Origin of the sequence: Bacillus sp. FMQ74, assembly GCF_001875785.1 — a bacterium.
Classification (GTDB): Bacteria; Bacillota; Bacilli; order Bacillales; family Bacillaceae; genus Bacillus; species Bacillus stercoris.
In genome coordinates, this window is the sequence record NZ_MOEO01000005.1 from 23,457 (window position 1) to 43,769 (window position 20,313).

The 20,313-nt window shown below is 40.6% G+C and carries 19 protein-coding genes, 1 pseudogene and 1 riboswitch; of the genes and pseudogenes, 10 read left to right on the forward strand and 10 right to left on the reverse strand.

Going from position 1 to position 20,313, the window contains the following annotated elements; translation table 11 throughout:
• Positions 1-144: 144 nt before the first annotated feature.
• On the reverse strand, positions 145-861 hold the full coding sequence (locus tag BLL41_RS10880) for a 3-ketoacyl-ACP reductase (protein ID WP_071577859.1): 717 nt from the start codon (positions 859-861) through the stop codon (positions 145-147).
• 152 nt (positions 862-1,013) lie between these two features.
• On the opposite strand from BLL41_RS10880, the gene BLL41_RS10885 reads away from it, so the two are divergent.
• From BLL41_RS10885 to BLL41_RS10895, 3 genes and pseudogenes are all read left to right on the forward strand, one after another.
• Positions 1,014-1,319: a DUF948 domain-containing protein gene (locus BLL41_RS10885; RefSeq protein ID WP_071577860.1), complete on the forward strand. Its 306-nt coding sequence runs from the start codon at positions 1,014-1,016 to the stop codon at positions 1,317-1,319.
• A 70-nt stretch (positions 1,320-1,389) separates the two neighbouring features.
• A pseudogene (locus BLL41_RS10890) lies at positions 1,390-2,162 on the forward strand (hypothetical protein).
• Positions 2,163-2,203: 41 nt separating this feature from the next.
• A complete protein-coding gene (locus BLL41_RS10895; protein WP_071577862.1) occupies positions 2,204-2,737 on the forward strand; it encodes a GNAT family N-acetyltransferase in 534 nt (177 codons plus the stop codon).
• Positions 2,738-2,934: 197 nt separating this feature from the next.
• On the opposite strand, the gene BLL41_RS10900 is transcribed toward BLL41_RS10895, so the two are convergent.
• From BLL41_RS10900 to BLL41_RS10910, 3 genes are all read right to left on the reverse strand, one after another.
• On the reverse strand, positions 2,935-4,179 hold the full coding sequence (locus BLL41_RS10900; RefSeq protein ID WP_071577863.1) for an MFS transporter: 1,245 nt from the start codon (positions 4,177-4,179) through the stop codon (positions 2,935-2,937).
• A 93-nt stretch (positions 4,180-4,272) separates the two neighbouring features.
• Positions 4,273-5,736: an FGGY-family carbohydrate kinase gene (locus BLL41_RS10905; protein WP_071577864.1), complete on the reverse strand. Its 1,464-nt coding sequence runs from the start codon at positions 5,734-5,736 to the stop codon at positions 4,273-4,275.
• Between the two features lie 4 nt (positions 5,737-5,740).
• The gene (locus BLL41_RS10910) at positions 5,741-6,775 is read right to left on the reverse strand and encodes a 2-hydroxyacid dehydrogenase (RefSeq protein WP_083427991.1); all 1,035 of its coding nucleotides are present in this window, start codon (positions 6,773-6,775) and stop codon (positions 5,741-5,743) included.
• A gap of 95 nt (positions 6,776-6,870) precedes the next feature.
• A riboswitch (SAM riboswitch) is annotated at positions 6,871-6,962 on the reverse strand.
• Positions 6,963-7,108: 146 nt separating this feature from the next.
• On the opposite strand from BLL41_RS10910, the gene BLL41_RS10915 reads away from it, so the two are divergent.
• Both BLL41_RS10915 and BLL41_RS10920 read left to right on the forward strand, forming a co-directional pair.
• A complete protein-coding gene (locus BLL41_RS10915) occupies positions 7,109-9,151 on the forward strand; it encodes a molybdopterin oxidoreductase family protein (RefSeq protein ID WP_071577866.1) in 2,043 nt (680 codons plus the stop codon).
• A gap of 103 nt (positions 9,152-9,254) precedes the next feature.
• The gene (locus BLL41_RS10920; protein WP_071577867.1) at positions 9,255-9,545 is read left to right on the forward strand and encodes a hypothetical protein; all 291 of its coding nucleotides are present in this window, start codon (positions 9,255-9,257) and stop codon (positions 9,543-9,545) included.
• A gap of 360 nt (positions 9,546-9,905) precedes the next feature.
• Here the strand turns inward: BLL41_RS10920 and BLL41_RS10925 are convergent, their stop codons facing one another.
• Positions 9,906-10,310, reverse strand: a complete 405-nt coding sequence (locus tag BLL41_RS10925; RefSeq protein WP_071577868.1) for a UPF0715 family protein — start codon at positions 10,308-10,310, stop codon at positions 9,906-9,908.
• Positions 10,311-10,586: 276 nt separating this feature from the next.
• Between BLL41_RS10925 and BLL41_RS10930 the strand changes: the two genes are divergently transcribed.
• Positions 10,587-10,709, forward strand: a complete 123-nt coding sequence (locus BLL41_RS10930) for a hypothetical protein (protein WP_003241887.1) — start codon at positions 10,587-10,589, stop codon at positions 10,707-10,709.
• 39 nt (positions 10,710-10,748) lie between these two features.
• Entirely contained in the window at positions 10,749-11,042 is a 294-nt protein-coding gene (locus BLL41_RS10935; RefSeq protein ID WP_071577869.1) for a YozQ family protein, read from the forward strand.
• A gap of 106 nt (positions 11,043-11,148) precedes the next feature.
• Here BLL41_RS10935 and BLL41_RS10940 read toward each other — a convergent pair whose 3' ends face one another.
• Positions 11,149-12,834 carry a methyl-accepting chemotaxis protein gene (locus BLL41_RS10940; RefSeq protein WP_071577870.1) on the reverse strand — a complete coding sequence of 562 codons (1,686 nt, stop codon included), beginning with the start codon at positions 12,832-12,834 and terminating at the stop codon, positions 11,149-11,151.
• Positions 12,835-13,161: 327 nt separating this feature from the next.
• On the opposite strand from BLL41_RS10940, the gene hpaB reads away from it, so the two are divergent.
• On the forward strand, positions 13,162-14,613 hold the full coding sequence (hpaB, locus tag BLL41_RS10945; protein ID WP_071577871.1) for a 4-hydroxyphenylacetate 3-monooxygenase, oxygenase component: 1,452 nt from the start codon (positions 13,162-13,164) through the stop codon (positions 14,611-14,613).
• 36 nt (positions 14,614-14,649) lie between these two features.
• Here the strand turns inward: hpaB and exlX are convergent, their stop codons facing one another.
• Positions 14,650-15,348 carry an expansin ExlX gene (gene exlX / locus BLL41_RS10950; RefSeq protein ID WP_071577872.1) on the reverse strand — a complete coding sequence of 233 codons (699 nt, stop codon included), beginning with the start codon at positions 15,346-15,348 and terminating at the stop codon, positions 14,650-14,652.
• 269 nt (positions 15,349-15,617) lie between these two features.
• A complete protein-coding gene (locus BLL41_RS10955; protein ID WP_071577873.1) occupies positions 15,618-16,295 on the reverse strand; it encodes a YoaK family protein in 678 nt (225 codons plus the stop codon).
• Positions 16,296-16,467: 172 nt separating this feature from the next.
• Here BLL41_RS10955 and BLL41_RS10960 point away from each other — a divergent pair, with 172 nt between their 5' ends.
• Positions 16,468-17,505 carry a polysaccharide lyase family 1 protein gene (locus tag BLL41_RS10960; RefSeq protein ID WP_071577874.1) on the forward strand — a complete coding sequence of 346 codons (1,038 nt, stop codon included), beginning with the start codon at positions 16,468-16,470 and terminating at the stop codon, positions 17,503-17,505.
• A 384-nt stretch (positions 17,506-17,889) separates the two neighbouring features.
• Here BLL41_RS10960 and BLL41_RS10965 read toward each other — a convergent pair whose 3' ends face one another.
• Positions 17,890-18,600, reverse strand: coding sequence for an NPP1 family protein (locus BLL41_RS10965; protein WP_371261916.1), 711 nt, complete (start codon positions 18,598-18,600; stop codon positions 17,890-17,892).
• 202 nt (positions 18,601-18,802) lie between these two features.
• Between BLL41_RS10965 and BLL41_RS10970 the strand changes: the two genes are divergently transcribed.
• Complete coding sequence (locus BLL41_RS10970; protein ID WP_071577876.1) at positions 18,803-19,486, forward strand: SOS response-associated peptidase; 684 nt, start codon at positions 18,803-18,805, stop codon at positions 19,484-19,486.
• A 321-nt stretch (positions 19,487-19,807) separates the two neighbouring features.
• Here the strand turns inward: BLL41_RS10970 and BLL41_RS10975 are convergent, their stop codons facing one another.
• Positions 19,808-20,113: a hypothetical protein gene (locus BLL41_RS10975; protein WP_071577877.1), complete on the reverse strand. Its 306-nt coding sequence runs from the start codon at positions 20,111-20,113 to the stop codon at positions 19,808-19,810.
• Positions 20,114-20,313: the final 200 nt, after the last annotated feature.

A 20,313-nucleotide genomic window follows, 5' to 3' on the forward strand; every position in this document is an offset into this window, starting at 1 on the left:
TTGAACATTTGGCACATAGTTTTCTTAGTTCTATTATAGCCTACATTCACTGCCAGCTACAATTTAAAATGATTGTCAGATTTACATATGCCGGTATGAATTTCATTCAAATAAAAAAACCTGTCGAAAGACAGGTTCTCATTTTTACGGATTTGTTGACCATAATCCCGCTGTTTTGATGAAAATACGAGGATCTAATTTCAATTGTGCCACCATGTATTCAGCAAGATCCTCAGGCTGCATCACTTTTTCAGGATTACCGTCTGTCAAGTTCAATTCGATAGACATATCGCTAGCGACAGTGCTCGGCGTTAACGCGCTGACTCTGATATTATGTTTTCTCACTTCTTGCATAAGAGACTCTGTTAACCCGAGAACGGCAAATTTAGAAGCGCTATAAGCACTTGTTACAGCAGCTCCTCTTTGGCCCGCTGTAGACGAAATATTAATGATATCTCCGGCTTTGCGTTCGATCATTTCCGGAAGCACCGCGCGAGTCACATGATACACACCCATTAGGTTGACTTGTATAATATTTTCCCATTCATCAGCTGACAGATCTAAGAAACCGCCAAATTTGCTGATTCCGGCGTTATTAATGAGAATATCGATATCACCAAGCCGTTCTTTCACTTGAGCGACAGCTTGGTTAACCTGCTCGGCATCTTTTACATCTGCAGCAGCAAATGCAGCTTTTACACCAAGCGCTTTGACTTCTTCTGCCACTTTTTCAACATTAGCGGCAGTCCGGCCGATTAACCCAATATTTACGCCTTCTTTCGCAAGAGCAAGAGCTGTAGCGCGGCCGATCCCTCTGCCTCCGCCTGTGATTAAAGCGGTTTTATTTTGTAAACTTTGCAATTGAAGCACCCTTTCTTTGTTTACCTATGTACGATATCACATTATAAGTAGAATAAATCCAATACGCAAATCAAACGAACTGTGCAATCAACATTTCTTTGGATTAAAAAAGCGGAAACAGGGTAATGACAAAAGAAAAAAGGAGTGAACATATGGTTATTATTTATATCAGTCTGACAGTATTGGCTATTTCTATCATATTTTTAGGGTTTAATGTAATCCAAAACAAGAAAAAAATAGACCCCGCACTAAAGGAGCTGACTTCTGTTACGCAGGCTATGCAAAAACAAGTCGAGGGATTAAAAACAGAAGCAGAGCTGCTGACGCAAAAACAAAAGAAGATTCAGCATGATGTCCAAATGAAAAAATACGCGTTTCAGCAGACAGCAGCTGAAGTAAAAGAAGTTCCCCAAGCAGTCAAAGAGGTGTGGCAGGCAGGACATTTTAATAGCAGATAAGGATGAATGAGATCCCGTTGTAACGATCAGAATGGACAAATGGGATCTCATTTTTCGAGGAGGCTTACACATGATTATAAACCGCAGCTACTTAAAGGAGTTCGCAGAGAAACTACATTCTCTTCCCTCTTCACTTACAAAGTCCGATTTACTTACTGATCCATTTCGTCTCCATCAAGAAAACGAACTTGGGATCTACTATTCACCTCATAATGAATTTATCAATCGGAATGCCTCGCTTGTGATTGCAGGGATCACGCCGGGTTTTTCCCAGATGAAGACAGCGTACGAAACAGCCGCTGAAAGCCTGCGGCAAGGCGGGACTCTTGAGCAAATGGCAGTAGACACAAAAATAGCAGCGGGTTTCTCCGGATCGATGAGACATAACCTTATTACCATGCTGGATTTATGCGGGCTGCCACAGGCTTTCGGCATTCAAAGCGCCGGGCAGCTTTTTGGTGACTTACGGCATATGCTCCATACAACTTCCGTTATTAAATATCCTGTCTTTATCCAGCAAAAAAACTATACTGGATACAAACCGGCCATCACTCGCTCTCCTATCCTAAGCACCTATGCTTTTGAACACTTCCCTGCGGAGCTCAATCATTTGGCGGGACCAGCTCTTCTTATTCCGTTAGGAAAAGCCGCCGAAACAGTATGTGAAACATTGATCAGACAGTACAGACTCCAGAATTTGATTTGCCTTAGCGGCTTTCCCCACCCATCAGGCGCAAACGGCCATCGTTTAAAACAATTCGCCAAAAACAAAGAGCAACTAGAAAGACAAATTCATTCTTTTGCTTCCTCAGTTTTGAATTTTCTATAGAAAAGAGGAAATAAAAGGGATATGATAAACAGAAACAAACGTGGGGAGTGGTTGAATGTTTCCTGTTTTAGAAACGGAGCGGCTTACACTTAGACAAATGACCGATCAGGACGCGGAAGCCATTTTTGCTTGTTTCTCAAACCATAAGGTGACACGCTATTACGGACTTGAAAACATGGAATCTATAGAACATGCCATTTCAATGGTTCAAACCTATGCCGCCCTCTATCAAGAAAAACGCGGTATAAGGTGGGGAATAGAGAGACAAGACACGAAAGAATTGATCGGGACAATTGGTTTTCACGCCTTGGCTCAAAAGCATAGGCGTGCAGAGATCGGTTATGAAATCATCCCGGCGCATTGGCGAAACGGATTTGCATCAGAAGCCATTTCAGAGGCTGTCTCCTACGGGTTTGCTTCCCTTGGCCTGACGCGTATTGGCGCAGTTGTATTTATCCAAAATGAAGCATCAAATCGTCTGCTTATAAAAATGGGATTTCAAAAAGAAGGCGTTTTAAAACAGTACATGTATCAAAATGGAATTCCATATGAAACAAATGTGTATTCTATTGTAAAACCAAGAGAATGAAGGTATTTTCTTGGTCTATGCGCACATCCCTTTCCCTTCGAAACGTCCGATTCATGACCTGCACCAGCTATGAGATCAGGATTCTTGATCACTTCCTTCAAGGTTTTCATCTCTAGTACTTCATATAGACAACATAAGCGTGCAAGCATGGACTGAACAAATGATAAAAAGCGCCCCTGCAACAGGGCGCTTTCTGATTAAGATGCATATTGAGGAGATGTACCCTCCTTTACTGCTTTTTCTTCAGGTATATGAATGCATTTCGTCATGACTGCACTCGCAACGTAAAGGACCGCAAAGATCCACACGACGCCTTGCGCACCGACGAGACCGATGAACAGCCAAGCAAGCGCGGGACCGACAAACGCTGATAAACCTGCAGCCAAATTCAATACAGACATGGCTGCCCCTTTGTCTTTTCCGGCCACCGTCGGCACAATTGCACCGATCGGCACATAGCCTGCCAGCAAACCTCCCCAAATAAAGCCGATCACACTGACAATCGCTACACTTCCGCCGGAGAAAACAGGTGCATAATATAATAAGACAGTGAAAATGCCGCAGCCGACTCCGCCGAACCAAATAACAGTATTTTTCCAGCCAAATTTATCGCCGACAATTCCAAAGATAAGGTTAAACACAATGTTCCCCAGAAAAATTGTTCCCCAAATTTGCAGCCACACATTGGTCGAAATTCCGTGTTGAGCCATGTGCATCGGCAAAAAGACTGGGAATCCATATGTACCAATGCTGTTGATGATTCTAATGATTCCGCCTGTAAGCACTCGCGGGTTCGTAAAAAGAATCGTAACCCCTTTTAAAAGCTCCTCGGCTGTTTCTGATCGTTTTCTTTTCTTCTTTTCAAAACGATCTTTATTGATAAACAATGCGAAGAATGCACCTAGACATACCCAGAATATAGAACTCCAAAGCGTATTCAAATAACCAAACGCTTTGATCGCGTAGCTTGAGTACCAAGCACCGAATACAAACATGCCCAGGCAATAGGCAATCCAAAACCAGCCGACAGCAGTGCTCAGTCTGTTTTGCGGTGTTCTGTAAATGACCCATGTCAAGAAAGAATAAGCAAAAAGCGGGTAGCCTAACCCTTTTACGAAGTAAGTCACATACATCACAGGGAGGTTTAGCTGTTCAAACCCAAACACGATAAAGGCAGCTGTACCGATTACATAAAACAACAGCCCCATAAACATCGTCCGTTTCGCGCCAAATGCTTCGAGACATACACCTGAAAACCAGGAAGCTATGGCAAGCGCAATCCCGTAAATGCTAAAAATGGAAGCAGATTGCTTAACAGTAAGTCCGTTTTCGATCAGAAACGGGCTAAGCCAGCCTTGTTCAAGTCCGTCTCCCATCATAAACAAAACAACTCCTAAAAATCCCCACGCAAGCCGCTTTGGTATACCAATTTTATCTAACATATCTGTTTCCTCCTTAGATGCTTATATCCATTACCGTATTACCTTATTAAAGCTAAAAATTAGACAATTCCTCAAAACAGCAGGATATGCGCCCTATATCAACACTTTGCTTTCTGAACCTAAAAAAAAGCGCTGTGTTTCCTTCCATTCCTCATATAAAGCCAATTCTGTCTGACAGCTCTTCGGTTCGATCACCCGGACATTTGCTGACATTTCCTCCGTTAATTGAAAGGTTTCATTGCAAATGACTGCAGCACCAACGACAGATGCCTGATGATATCCCTCTTTGACATAGATTTTTTTCTGAAGAAGGTCAGCGATGTATTGAGTGAGCGCTTTGCTTTGGAAGCCCCCTCCGCACACCCAAACATAGTCACGTTCAAACGGAGAAATTTCTGTTAAAATGTCAAAGTTCCATTTGATTGAAAACGCGATTTCTTCTAGCGCCGCACGTACAAAATGTGCCCTCTTTAAATCTGCTGAAAGCGGAGTGTCAAAAAGAAAACCGCCTCTCGTTAATGCATTCTTTTCAGCTGATAAATAAGAGCCGAGAGCCGCTACACACGCATTGTCTTCTTTTGCAAGTGCAGAAATTTCCTCCTCCATTACGTCGTACGATTCATTCGGATAGAAAATCTGTTTTAATTTTTGATAATTCAGGCCGGTAATTCCCGGATTCGTTTCTACTAGCCAATGCCCTTGATCTGTATGGCAGTTCAGCCAGGCTTTATGTTTTGTGTCGCCATGATCCGCAGTCATTTTGGTTATTGGCGTTGTTGTCCCTGATACGATGACAATGTCCTCAAGTCCAGCTCCGGTGCTTTTTACAGCCAGCTGTGTATCCCCGCCCCCAGTTATCACCTTAGCATTTATTGAAAGACCTAATTCGGATGCATATTCATTTGCTATTGTTCCAATTGCTGTTCCCGCTCTTACAAGAGGCGGAAGGAGAGATGGAGAAAAGCCGAATATATCGCACATCTCTTCTGACCAAGTGTTGTGCTTCACATCAAACAGCAGAGTTTCTGTTGCCTGCGATGGTTCATATGTTAGGATTCCGCTCAGTTGGTATGTCACCCAATCACTGATGCTTGTAAAGCTTGCAGTCTTTTCCCATAAAGAAGGCTGGCGCTGCTTCAAACCATAAAGCTTGAGCGCAGAAAATAGTGCAGTCGGCAGACGGCCTGTACGGCTGTATATCACTCCCCGATCAGGAATGCTCTCCTCCCACTCTCGGCCGCGGTTATCTATATTCGGCAGCCCGAGAAAAGAGTCACCGTTTTGATCGATCAGAACAATCCCCTGTCTTTGACTCGTCGATGTCAACCCAATGATGTCAATATCACGCGAACGGGATAGCGCACGTTTTGCCAACCTCATTACTTGCTTCCACAGTATCTGAGGAGAAAAATAACGGCTGTCCGGGTAAAGCGTCTCAGTGGAATACTCGATGTCCTCCCGTTCAACCGTTTGCACAATGCCTGAGACACTCACGACCGCTACCCTCGCATTGCCTGTGCCGATATCAAAAACGAGATAGCCTTTTTGTTTTTTCATTCAGTTAACCTCTTTTCTTTACCTCTATTCTCAGTTTATCTTTGTTATATAATGTCGGAATATTGGGAATTTTTTCAACCTTCCACTTTTTGAGGGCAGCATTCATGATCGTCACGTGATGATCCTCTACTTCAAAGGTTGCCCCAGCGAGATGCGGTGTTGCCAGAACATTAGGCAATGAGATCAATTCATAATCTGATTCCTCTGGAGGTTCATGATAAAAAACGTCTAGTATCGCACCTCTGATTTTATGTCCTTTTAATACAAATAAAAGATCTTCACGGTTTACAACAACTGCTCTTGAAGTATTAACGAAAATCGCACTCTCTTTCATCAGATCAAAATATTGCCGATCTATCAGTCCGAGTGTTTCCTCAGTGCGAGGCAGATGGACAGAAACGATATCACTGTCTGAAAAAACCGTTTTAAGAGTTGCTTTTTCATACAGCGGTTGATCGTCTTGTACGTATGGATCGTAATACTTTATCTTACAGTCAAACGCAGTCAGCAGTTTTGCAATCCTTTGCCCGACTGCGCCGAACCCCACCATACCGACCGTTTTTCCTGTTAGCTCATTTCCTTTAAATTTGACATAAGCCTGCAGGTAATCACCGTCCCATTTTCCATCCTTCAGCCACTGATTTGAGGCGCTGGTATGGCGGAGAAAGGAAATCACATTTCCAATAAACATTTCGGCAACGGCTTGTGCATTCCGCCCTGGTGTATAAAAAACAGGTATGCCCCTTTTTGAGGCAGCTGCCACATCCACATTGGAGGGCATTCCCCTGCAAACACCGACAAATGAAAGTTCGGGAATAGAAGCAAATACGCTGTCTGTTACCTGATCAAGCTCAGTAATCAAACCTGTCGCATTTGTTGCCTTTAGCAGCTGAATGAGTTCATCCTCCCGATATGCCCGGCCTTGTTCTTTCCAAGATTGATAAATAACTGAGCCAAACAAGTTTTTTAGCTCTTTTCGTCCTTCTTCGTTGTACGGTGCTGTAACCAAAACCGTCATGGTGCAAAACATCCTTTTCATCGTATTTTTTCATAAAAAAATCTCTTTCCGAAGATGGAAAGAGATTCATATATGGGCGCGCTCTGTTACAGGCAGACGCCGGTATAAACCTTGCTTTCCTATCTTTCAAGCTGACGCTTGCTGGAATTGGCACAATAATGTTGCCGAGGTTTCATAGGGCCAGTCCCTCCACCTCTCTGGATAGAAAATGTTGAGTATGTAATTTTCAGAATAAAGAATACGTTTATCATAAAGAAGTCACAGATTGATGTCAATCTCTTTTTTTCAGAATTGACGTTATCATCCGAAATGTTATAATTCTTACAAAATATCTAACTAGAGAGGAACTGGGCCATGAAATCTTTTGCCACACAACAAAACGGCATTTTCAAATCCGTTTGCTCGCTGGACTGCCCGGATCAGTGCGGTTTGTTAGTACATAAAAAAGACGGAAAAATCGTGAAAGTGCAAGGAGATCCCGATCATCCTGTCACAGCTGGAAACATATGCAACAAGGTCCGAAACATGACGGAGCGCATCTATGATGAAAAGCGGCTGACTACGCCGCTCAAACGTACAGGTGCGAAAGGCCAAGCGATATTTGAACCGATTTCCTGGGAAGAGGCGATTGATACGATCACCTCCCGCTGGAAACAGCTGATTAATGAAGAGGGAGCTGAAAGCATACTTCCTTACAGCTTTTACGGAAATATGGGGAAATTGACAGCTGAAGGAATGGACCGCCGCTTTTTTTACCGCATGGGATCAAGCCAGCTTGAACGGACGATTTGCAGCAAAGCGGGATCTGAAGGCTATAAATATACAATGGGCATAAGCGCGGGAATCGATCCTGAGGAAACCATTCATACAAAACTATTTATTTTTTGGGGAATTAACGCTGTCAGCACAAACATGCACCAAATTACGATCGCCCAAAAAGCGCGAAAAAAAGGTGCAAAAATTGTCGTGATCGATGTACATAAAAATCAGACAGGGCGTCTCGCAGATTGGTTTATTCCAATAAAGCCGGGAACTGACAGCGCACTTGCTCTTGGCATCATGCACATTTTATTTAAAGAAAATCTTCATGACGAAGCATTTTTATCTGAGTACACGGTCGGCTATGAAGAGCTCCGAGAACACGTAAAGCAGTATGATCCTGAAAAGGTATCGACGATCACCGGTGTCAGTACCGAACATATTTACCGGCTGGCAAGAATGTATGGGGAAACCTCCCCTTCTTTTATCAGAATCGGAAACGGACCCCAGCACCACGATAATGGCGGAATGATTATACGGACGATTGCCTGTCTTCCGGCAATCACCGGACAATGGCTGCACACAGGAGGCGGTGCAATTAAGCATAACAGCGGAATTTTAGAATATAACACAAATGCCTTGCAGCGGCCCGACTTATTGAAGGGGCGCACACCGAGGTCGTTTAATATGAATCAGCTTGGCAAGGTACTTTTGGAAACAGATCCGCCTATTCGCTCTCTTTTTATTTACGGAACGAACCCTGCCGTCGTCGCGCCGGAAGCAAACAAAGTCAGACAGGGCTTGCTGCGGAAAGACTTGTTTACTGTGGTTCATGATTTGTTTTTAACGGAAACGGCTGCATATGCGGACATTGTACTGCCTGCAACATCCGCTTTTGAAAATACTGATTTTTATACCTCCTACTGGCACCATTATATTCAGCTTCAGCAGCCGGTGATTGAGAACTATGAAGAAAGCAAGTCTAACACTGAGGTGTTCCGATTACTGGCTGAAGCAATGGGATTCACAGACCAGGAGCTCAAGGATTCAGATGAAGAATTAATCCGCCAAGCGCTTGACCATCCAGATAATCCGCATTTGGCGGAGATTAATTACGATTCACTTACTAAGTATTCATTTATGAAAGCGAAACGCAATAAACCGCTGTTTCCTGGCAAACTTCCAACGCCAAGCGGAAAAATAGAATTATATTCAGAACAAATGAAACAAGCTGGTTTCCCGGCTTTACCGACGCATACGCCTCTTGTAACCGATAATGAACATCCGTTTATGTATGTTCCGGCGCCAAACCATAATTTCTTAAACTCAACGTTTTCAAACAATGAAAAACACATCAAGCTCGAAAAGACGCCAAAGCTCTTTATCAACACAAAAGATGCTGAAGAACATGGAATCGTTGAGGGGGCTCCTGTACGAATTTGGAACAGCCGGGGAGAATGTGAGCTGACCGCATCAGTCGGAGAACAAGTACTGCCAGGTGTCGTTGTCAGCCAAGGATTATGGGCGGATGAGCAAGGAAAAAAACAGCTTGTAAACGCGCTAACCCCAGACCGGTTGTCCGATATGGGAGGCGGCGCCACCTTTTTTTCAGGCCGTGTACAGATTGAAAAGGCTTGAAAAAACAGCCAGTACTCGTTTTGGCTGTTTTCTTTCGAATTAAATGAAACCCGGAGTATGCCAAGCCCGTATATCATAACATTGACATAATGGAGGCATGCATATGGACGTTTTTTTAGGAATCGGTATTGCTTTGGCTGGCTATTTTATCGGTGAAGGCTTAAAGCAAATGAACCATCCAAAAGCATATGAAAAAAGTGATACCTTGCTTATAAAAGAAAGAGATATTTACTTTTACATTGGACATTTTTTAGGAATTACTGCAGCTGAGGCTAAACAGTTAGCCGGAGACATGAAAGACATCCCTTACATCGAAATAAACGGAAAAAGATATGTACAGAAACAGATGTTAAAAGAATGGACATTCACATTAGTTGAAAAACAGCAGGGCTGAATAAAGCAAAACTGAGGAGAGCGCAATGCTCTCCTCAGTTTAGTTTAGCTATATGGATTGACCCCCACCAAAACTTTGACATTAGCGGTGATAAAACGATTAATCCCATCAATTTCTTTCCTCAAACAGCAAAAGATGCCCGTTCCACTACACTAGTTTTTATATTCCCTTTGATTGATAATGTTATCATCTTGATGAACGTATGTATATCGTAAAAACTTAGAAAACCTATTCGGATTGAAAGTGTGCTCTCATTATGTCCCTCCATTTAGATTCACTCAGCAATGTAAGTGCAATATCCTGAATTTTTGTTGAATCTCCGTCTTTTTTCATATTCAACTTCAGTTTCTCTGATTTGCTTTATACGCCCGAAGCCGTACGTTTATAAAGGATCAGAGAATCCCAGAACCAATAAATCACTGCAGCTGTAATACTTAACAGATAATAAATATACGATTGCAATGTCCCTGCTATTGACGCAGGTTCACCAATAAAAAATAACAGGAAAGCCGCGATAAAAGCAATCACACTGTAAATCAATAGATATGTGACATTGAATGTTCTCGCTTTTTTCTGCAACATCATTTGCAGCGGAACAGCAAAAAGGCCATACATCATAAAACCGTATAATAAAGCAATTGCTGCTGTAAACAACGCAATTATCATATCGCCATACATAACGAAAGAATAAAACCCGAAAAACAAACCAAACGTAAGGCTGGATAGCCCTAATGTCATTAGATAATATGCTGCGATTTTTTTCATTTTTTCACCCCCCTTGTTTGATTTATTCACAATGCTGTTATGTATAAATCCCTATCTTTGTATTTCTTTCATAGTGATGTCTTCTCTAACTGCCATACGCAATTCGCTGATAAAAAGTTTCAAAAATGACGGCTTTTTATTAAATAATTCGACTGGCATGAAGATTGCCTCACCTGATTGGCCAAATCGCGAATGAAAAAAGCGAATGAATACCTGATCAACAGACAAAATAAGAAGAGTTGATATTTCAACACTTTTCGTAAAGGAGTGAAACCTATGAGTAAAAAAGGAATTCAAAATTCAAGTATTGAACAAATAAGAAATGACCATGAGACTGAGACAGCTTTTAAAGCAGATGATCCTAAAAAACATGGTTCTGACCCTAAAAGAACGAAATAAGTTTTTGCCCACATTAAAATTTAATCTGGAGGAAGTAAAATGACTCAAAAAAATGGAGCCGACAGACCTGATGATTATAAAAGATTTTCTTCATTAGACAAGGAATATAATTTTCAGCAATCTGTAAGCAGCAATTCTGAGACAGAAAGTGTACACACTGAAACACAAACTCATAACAAAGAAAACATAAATGACACAACAGATGTAGCCGGGAAATCCTTTGAGCCCTCGGATTATAAAGGAACCACACAATTAGAAAAAGGATTGGCTGAGACTCATGAACAAGTCAGCGATGACTATTTTGAAGGAACGATCGATCAAAACTTGGACTAGTCATTTAAACGGTGAGAAATAAGCTAGTTCCATTTTTAAAAACAATCTCAATAAAGGCAGTAAAACCCCACCTCATGAGATGGGGTTTTGCGCTTTAGTAATCTGATTAATATTTAAAACGGTTAATGACGGATTGAAGCTCTTCCGCCAACTGAGATAAAGATTCTGCAGCATAGGAGATTTCCTCCATTGAATGCAGCTGTTCCTCTGATGATTTTGCAACCGCTTCTGTATTTGCTGACGTTTCTTTTGTGCCAGCAGCCAATGTATGAACTGTGTGCTGAATCACTTCAACGCCTGATGTAAGCTGTTGAGTTGCTGCTGCGACTTCTTGTATTTGAGAAGTGACCTGTTCCACCAGGTTCAGTATTTCAGTGAAATTTCCTGTTGTCTCTTGAGAGAGAACAATACCTGAGGTCACATTTTCTTGAACAACCTTAATATTATTTACCGTTTCTATCGATTCGTTTTGGATGGTCGCTACCACCGATTGGATGTGGTTTGCTGATTTATTTGTTTCATCCGCTAATTTCCGAACTTCTTCAGCCACCACAGCAAATCCTTTTCCTTGCTCTCCCGCTCTGGCCGCCTCGATCGCTGCGTTTAGGGCCAACAAATTGGTCTGCTCGGAAATTGTCGTGATTAGCGAGGAAATATCACTAATTTCTTCTGTGCTCGCTACCAATGCCTGTAATCCATTCCCGGCTGAATCTACGGATTTATCAATAAATTTCATCTGATCTAACATCTTGTTAACGGACTTAGATCCTATTTCAGCCTTATCTCTCATCGAAGAAGAAAGATCCGCTATGTTCCCTGTATTTGAAGCCACAGATGATATACTGTCTAATAATTCAGTGATGGATTCTGCGCTCTTTTCTGTCATTGAGCTTTGCTTCACATTGCTGTCGGCAGCCATCTGCATGGCTTGGGAAATATGTTCAGATGTTGATTTTGATTCTTCTGCGCTTGCCGATAATTCTTCGGAGGAAGCGGCGACTTGTTCAGATGAACTGCTGATTTGCTTCACAATTTGAGATAATGAATGAGTAAAAGAATTAAAAGATTGGGCAAGCTGGCCAAATTCATCTTTATTTTTTACTATGACTTTTTTGGTTAAATCAGCCTCGCCATGAGCAATTTCCTCTAGCTGCTTATTTATGCTTCTTAGTGGCACCATAATGGACTTTAATAGCATTATGCTTAGAACAATGCCTAATATTACTGATATTCCTGTGACAATGATGATGAGCCATTGACTCATTTTCCCATTGCCCCGTATTTCATCCTTTAGATCCTCTACCTCTTGATCCAGGCGATCAGACAGCTTATTGACAGCCGGATCTACGACTTCTTTTCTTAATGTTCTTTCTTCTCCAAAATGGATGGTTTCTGCTTTTTTCGGATCTGAAGAGTAGGCAGTTAATACTTGCTGATTCAAAGCTCTATACTGAGTAAAACTTGTCTTAATGTCTTCAATATTTGATTGATACTTCTCTTCATCAATCAAGTCATTAACCCGATCAAGGCTCTTTAAGACATCGTCTGATTTTTCCTTCATTCCTTCGCCATATTCTTTGTCTCCAGTAATCAAGAAGCCTCTTTCATCATTTGATAACCCGGTCAATTCATACTGAATGTGTTTCATCTCTTTTTGGAATTCCATTTTGTCTTTAAGTTCTTCATTCTTTTTCACAATAGAAGAAATCATAAAAACTGAGGAGCCTCCAATTCCAATGATTGAAACAACTAGTATTGATATAATCCCCAGCAATTTTGTTTTCACTTTCATGTGTCGTTTTCCCTTTCTCCACGAAGTAATGGCTGAAATAAAATATGTCCAAGCGTATGAATCCAATTCGTTTACGCTCATGTCCATAATATCGACACGTGTTATCAAGTTTTATAGTGATGTTTTCACATGAATAAGCAAATGTCTTTACATCTCTGAACTTGCAGAAAAACCTTAAGTGAAATTTGCAGTCTTTTGCGGTATGTAAGTCACTCTTATTCGTTTTTCTAAAAAAGGCTTTTCCCATCTCAAATTAGCTGAACAAGGCTGTTTTCTCGAAAATATAATGACAATACGCAGCATACATTTAAGGAGCGATACACTGAAATGGGGATCATCAATGGCAAAGAATTCATTGACCGATTGAACAAACTAGAAAACGAAATATGGTATGATGGCAAAAAAATAAAGGGTAACATTTCTGATCATCCGGCATTTAAAGGAATACTCAAAACAAAAAGCTCGCTTTATGAACTGCAAACAAAGGATGAGTTAATAAATGAAATGACTTATTGCCTTCCTGGAGATCATGATCGAATCGGCCTTTCCTATCTCCAGCCTAAGACCAAGAATGATTTGAAAAAAAGAAGGAACATGATTGAACATTGGGCTAGACATACTCACGGAATGATGGGGAGAAGTCCGGATTACATGAATACGGTTATGATGAGCTTTGCTTCGTCAGCGGAGCTTTTGAAAGATAAAGAGAATTGCTTTCCTGAACATATACTAGATATGTATAAACAAGCTGCTAAGCATGACCTTTCTTTTACGCATACATTCATTACCCCGCAAGTGAACCGGTCACAGTCCTATTTTGGGCTAAGTGAAAAACCGATATCTGCTAAAGTCATTGATAGAACCGAAAAAGGTCTAATCATTCATGGCGCACGTCTGCTTGCAACACAAGGCGGGTTGACTGATGAAATCTTGGTTTTTTCAGCGCCTAAACTTTTCTTTGAAACAGATGAAGCTTATGCTTTTTCACTCCCTTCTAATACAAAAGGCGTCAGATTCATCACAAGAGAATCATTTGTTTTAAGCGACTCTGCCTTTAATCACCCCTTAAGCTCAAGGTATGAAGAGATGGATTCAATTGTAGTTTTTGATCATGTGTTAGTGCCGTGGAATCGTGTGTTTTTTTACGATAATGTGGAAGCAGCTAAAGAATTTATGACAAAAAGCTCATTTCATGCTTTTACCTTTCACCAGGTTGTCATTAGGCAAATGATAAAAATCGAATTTCTATTAGGCGTTGCACAGCTTCTGGTTGACACCATTAATGTTTCCGAATATCAGCACATACAAGAAAAGCTCTCTGAAATCATTGTGGGATTGGAGACAATCAAAGCGCTTATTGACAAGTCGGAAAATGACGCTCAATTAGATGAATTCGGCTATATGCGCCCTAGTTTAATTCCTCTTCAAGTCATCAGTACGATTATTCCTAAGCTATACCCTCGATTTACTGAAATCATACAATTAATTGGAGCTAGCGGAATGGTAACACTGCCCACCGAAAATGCGTTTGATTCAGAGATACGGGAAGATCTTGACCAATATCTTCAAGCAACCAATACAAATGCTGAAGAACGGGTGAAAATTTTCCGTTTGGCATGGGATTTAACAATGAGTTCATTCGGTACAAGACAAACCCATTACGAAAGATACTTTTTCGGAGATCCTATTCGGATTTCAAGCAGGCTGTATACCAGCTATCCAAAGCAGGAGCAGTTGAACATGATTAAAACATTTTTACAAGCAGATGCAGAACAATAAAAAAACAGCGGGAAAAGATCCGCTGTTTCGTATTTTTTATTCAGGAAACTGTACATGCCCCGGCACTGTATATGCATTGGACGTTCCGCTTTCAGGCAGCTTTGGGATGGTGTCTTTCACGACTTTTCCGCGAATGTCAGTTATTCTGACTTTGAGAGAGCCTGACCCTAAATTCGTACTGACAAAGTGGTTATAGTCCATTTTCTCCATGTTGATCCACTTGCCATTCTTTTCATATTCCATTTTTATAACAGGATACTTGTGGTTTCTGACTTGAATTGCCGCCCACCACCTGCTGCTGCCTTCTTTGACCCGGTACGTGAAATTTCCGGCGATTGGAGCTTTGACAACACGCCATTTAATATTGATTTTACCATCTTTCATATTCCCTATTTTACGGAAGGCATTAGGTGACAGATCGAGAGCACCCCGAGCGCCTTCGGGGTATAGATCAGTAACATATACGATTGTTTTCCCTTTTGGCCCTTCAACTTCCAAATAAGAGCCGGCAAGTGCTGCTTTTACTCCTCCGTAATTGAGATCCGCCGGATTTATTGCAGTAATCTCCATATCCGAAGGAATGGGATCCAACAGGAAAGCTCCTCCTGAATAGCCTGACCCTGTATACGTTGCATATCCTTCATGCAGGTCGTCATATGCTGCCGAAGCTTGCGGGGAAAAACAGAGGATCGTCAACAAAACCATACCAACTAACGCACTTATGATCTTTTTCATACTTGGTCCTCCTCAAACCAGACTTTAAATGAGAATCATTATCATTATAAGACTCAATCCAGCTGGTTTGAAAGAGGAAATAGATTCATAGTTGATTTTAAGGCGAATTCACTATCATTCATATATCTAATGAAGCGTACTTATAAAAAAGCAATTCGAATGAACGTATGTGCACATCGACCGAATTTCTTATTTTCATCTCGCAAAATTCACATAACAATCACGAAATGAGACAGGCTGTTGGCCTGATAACAGCTATGCAGGAAAAGCTATTTATCCCCGCTCAGTTTCAACTTAGCTGTCATCATGATGCCAAAGATCAGCACAATCGGAACCCAAATAATGAAGTAATAAAAATCAGGCTCAGCCAGAGCAACAATAATAGCTCCCACACAATATAAAATAATAGCCAGTGCTCTTAACACAGTATCTCTTAAGAAAGTCTTCTTTTGCTTCTTAAAAAACAAACAGCCGGATATATCCTCTAATAGAGAAGCGAGTGTTCCAGTCAACACAGTTGAAGAAATACCTGCGATCCCCAGTTTTTTGGCTGCTATCGTTTGAATCCCCATGGAAATGCTCATGAGTATAATCAGAATGTGCACAGGAACAAAAGCCCGGTAAAACGAAAGACAAGCAAAGACAAATAAAATAAATGCTTCAAGTGCAAGGGCTTTTGTCACAGCAGCAGGCCAAAGGCTATTTTCCGCCTTTCCGACAATCAGTGTTGCAATGATCACGCCGCATATAAATCCAATTAGCGCAGTCAAGGAATTGAAAACAGTGACCTGAAGGGATTTGCCGATAGCTAATCCCAATAATACAATGTTTCCAGTCATATTAGCTGTGAACACATGTCCCAGGCTTAAATACCCAATTACATCCACGATTCCAGCTGTTAAACATAAAAGTGAAAGCAAGGTGTTTCGATAAGCGGCTGCAGTCAACGTTGTATCAATCCTTTCTTCTATTTCAATTGTTAGTATGTCTTTTGGCGCAATTCGTATTTTTTAAGTAACCAAGCGTTAATTAGGAAGATAGAACCTATCATTCCTTTCCATTAACTGTAATAATAATCTCCGCAAGGAAATGATTAAAATTGAAAGGAAGTATATTGTAATGAAACGATTTTGTTTATGGTTCGCCGTGTTTAGTTTGTTATTGGTTCTCTTGCCTGATAAAGCGTTAGGCGCAGTTGATTTTCCGAATACCTCGACGAATGGCCTTTTAGGATTTGCCGGAAATGCTAAAAATGAAAGAGGCATTTCCAAAGCGGGCACAACGGGTGGGAAAAACGGGCAGATTATTTATATTCAAAGCGTAAATGATTTAAAAACCCATCTAGGAGGATCCACACCAAAAATTTTAGTGCTCCAAAATGATCTCTCCGCATCTGCGAAAACAACAGTTACCGTTGGCTCAAATAAAACACTCGTGGGCTCTTACGCGAAAAAAACGCTGAAAAATATTTATTTAACAACTTCAGCAGCTTCTGGAAATGTCATTTTTCAAAATTTAACGTTTGAACACAGTCCGCAGATTAACGGAAATAATGATATCCAGCTTTATTTAGATTCCGGCATGAACTATTGGATTGATCACGTCACATTCTCAGGCCACAGCTATAGTGCAAGCGGGAGTGATTTGGACAAACTCCTGTATATCGGTAAATCAGCAGATTATATCACGATCAGCAACTCAAAATTTGCGAATCATAAATACGGTTTGATTTTGGGATACCCAGATGATTCTCAGCATCAATATGACGGCTACCCTCACATGACAATCGCCAATAATTATTTTGAGAACTTGTATGTTAGAGGCCCGGGTCTGATGAGATACGGATACTTTCATGTTAAAAACAATTACAGCAACAATTTTAACCAGGCGATTACGATTGCCACAAAAGCAAAAATATATTCCGAATATAATTACTTTGGGAAAGGCAGTGAAAAAGGCGGAATCCTTGACGACAAGGGTACTGGTTATTTCAAGGATATAGGAAGCTACCCTTCACTCAACAAGCAAACCTCCCCTTTGACTTCATGGAATCCCGGGTCAAATTACAGTTATCGCGTTCAAACACCGGAGTATACAAAAGAATTTGTCACGAAATATGCCGGATCACAAAGTACAACTCTGGTATTTGGCTACTGATATAAAAGAGGCCTGCGTAAAAAACGCCGTGCCTCTTTCTGTTCTTAAACGCAATTTTTAAACGATCCTTGTAACTGCATCAGATCCAACGTCGGTCAAACCAAAAAGCATTTTTTCTTTTTCACAATAACTTCTTAACTGTCTTTCTTATTATACCAGTTTATCGCAAGTAAAAAAAAACATCTCACAAAGCTTAAAACAGATTTTTCGTGAGAGTCAGTTAGTATTTTAGCCAACCTTATCTTTTAAGAACGTAAAAAAAGGCCGCGTTTAAGGTCGGCCTCATTTTTTATCTATATGGAAATACATTCTGGCATGAATTGTGAAACTGTAAACTGAGACGGAAACCTATTGGGAAATGACTAATCCCAGCATCATAATGAATTATCTAAACCATGCCTTCTCTAAGTGACTTGTGAAATTAGGATTATTAAAAGGTACATTTGCTTTTCCGAAATCCGTTGTGTTTAAAGCATTCCTCGCTGCCGGAGTTAAATCTTCCCACCCGATTAATGGCTGAGTGCCCCCTGCTGCATGATCACTCATATGTAATTCATGGTTTAAAGGCCATGTACTATCGTAAGCAATTAATGGATGTGTATCTTTCATATTGCTTTCACTTGGTTGAACATTTGTAAATTTTCCGTGCCCTGAATATGCAATTGATAAAACGTTTGGGCTTGGATTAGCTGGATTGTCGATCCACACTACAATTCCCTCCCAGTCATGTCTATGACCCAAGCTTGGTGAAGCCTCGTCCTTTGGAAAATACCAAGCGTACATAATTGCCCACACCCCGTTATACCAAGTTGAACGAGAATATACTTGTCCGATATGTTTACTGCAATTCCCTTCAGGCGCTCCCGTTGGCTGTAGCCCGCCACTCGTATTGCCTTGTGCATCCACTGCCGGAAAAGGCACACAGCCGCTATAAACTTTCAAATACGGCTGGAACCGCTTCGCCGCTTTTTGTGAAATAGTGGTTGGGACTACTTCATGAAACCCTACTACTTTGTCATGATCAATCACAGCAGCCTCAATTGCAGGAACAAAGCTGATAAAAACGAAAAATGACATCAAAACAGGAAACACCATTTTCTTCAATTCACTTTCCTCCTTATCGCTTTCGTTATGTAAGTCTAAGCTGCAATGCCATTATACAAATAGTGGAATCCACGTTCAATGAAATTTACAGAATCTTAAAATCATAAATATAATCTGTATGTTTGTTCTTGCACTGTATGAAATGAACGTTCGGCCCATACAATATTCAAAAACCTTAAAAAGGATGATGGACATGTGCGGAAGGTTTACTTTATTCTCTGCATTTGATGATATTATTGACCAGTTTGACATCGATCAATTTTTTCCTAAAGATGAATACCAGCCAAGCTATAATATCGCACCATCACAAAACATTCTCGCGATCATCAATGATAGATCAAATTATCGCTTAGGCAAGCTTAGATGGGGACTTATTCCTCCTTGGGCAAAAGATGAAAAGATCGGTTATAAAATGATCAATGCTCGAGCCGAAACAATAACCGAGAAACCGGCTTTTCGAAGACCGCTTGTCAGCAAACGCTGCATCATCCCTGCCGACAGTTTTTATGAATGGAAACGGTTTGATTCCAAGACTAAGATCCCATTGCGGATCAAATTGAAATCATCTGCTCTTTTTGCGTTTGCTGGCTTATATGAAAAGTGGAACACACATCAAGGAGACCCTCTTTATACCTGCACCATCATAACAACTGAGCCTAATGAGCTCATGAAAGAGATACACGACCGGATGCCGGTTATATTGGCCCGTGATTTTGAAAAGGAATGGCTAAATCCTCAAAATACAAACCCTGAATATCTGCAAAGCTTGCTTGTGCCTTATGAAGCTGATGACATGGAAGCTTACCGGGTTTCATCATTAGTAAACTCACCTAAAAATAATTCATCTGAGCTTCTTGATGTACAGAATCGTCTGTAGTGAGTGCGCTTCTATAGTAAGAACTTACCAAATGGCTTTGTTCCTTAGTGCAAATCCATTTTGGTAACAATGAATATTTAGTACATAGATCGATTAGTTAATATTTTTTTAGTTTTAAATAATATCATTATGTAAACTTAATGTTAATCAAATGATGTAAAAAGAATTTACATTGCTAATAAAATTGGTCATTTTTCAATTTTGTCAGCAAAAAAACTGAACCACATTAAACTGATAAAACCTGCCGCACCTGTGATTGTAAATATGATATAAGCCCATATAGGTAAATCCATATCCTTTCCTCCTAAGAATTAGATTTTTTTATCTTACATTCAAGTCTTCTTTCTTTTGTTTATCCAGTGTAATACCTAATAATACGTTGATGATTGCAGCTGGAAAATATATAAATCCCACTCCAAGAATGCCCAGTATTGTACTTAAACTTACTACGTAATTCTTTGTCATTGATTGACTGTCAATCAAAATGAGAAGCGAAATCAATCCAGCTAAAACACCTACAAACCAAGCATTGCCAACAGCAAAAGAATCATCCAGCACTCCTAACCATCGCCCCAATATAGAGCTCCCAATAGCAGTCAAACTGGATAAAAATATCAGTGTTTTCATTCTTGTCCTCCGTTAAAGCCATTCAAATTGGTAGAATAGGCTTCTATTGAATTTTCATATAGATGGTTATCATTTCCTCATTAAGTTTAAAGCTCATTACAATACGATTCAAGAAGAAAAACCCTACATAACGCATAAATAAGGATTTAATAAAAACGGAGACCGACACCCAGCTTTAGTTACTTTAAGACCACTGTGTG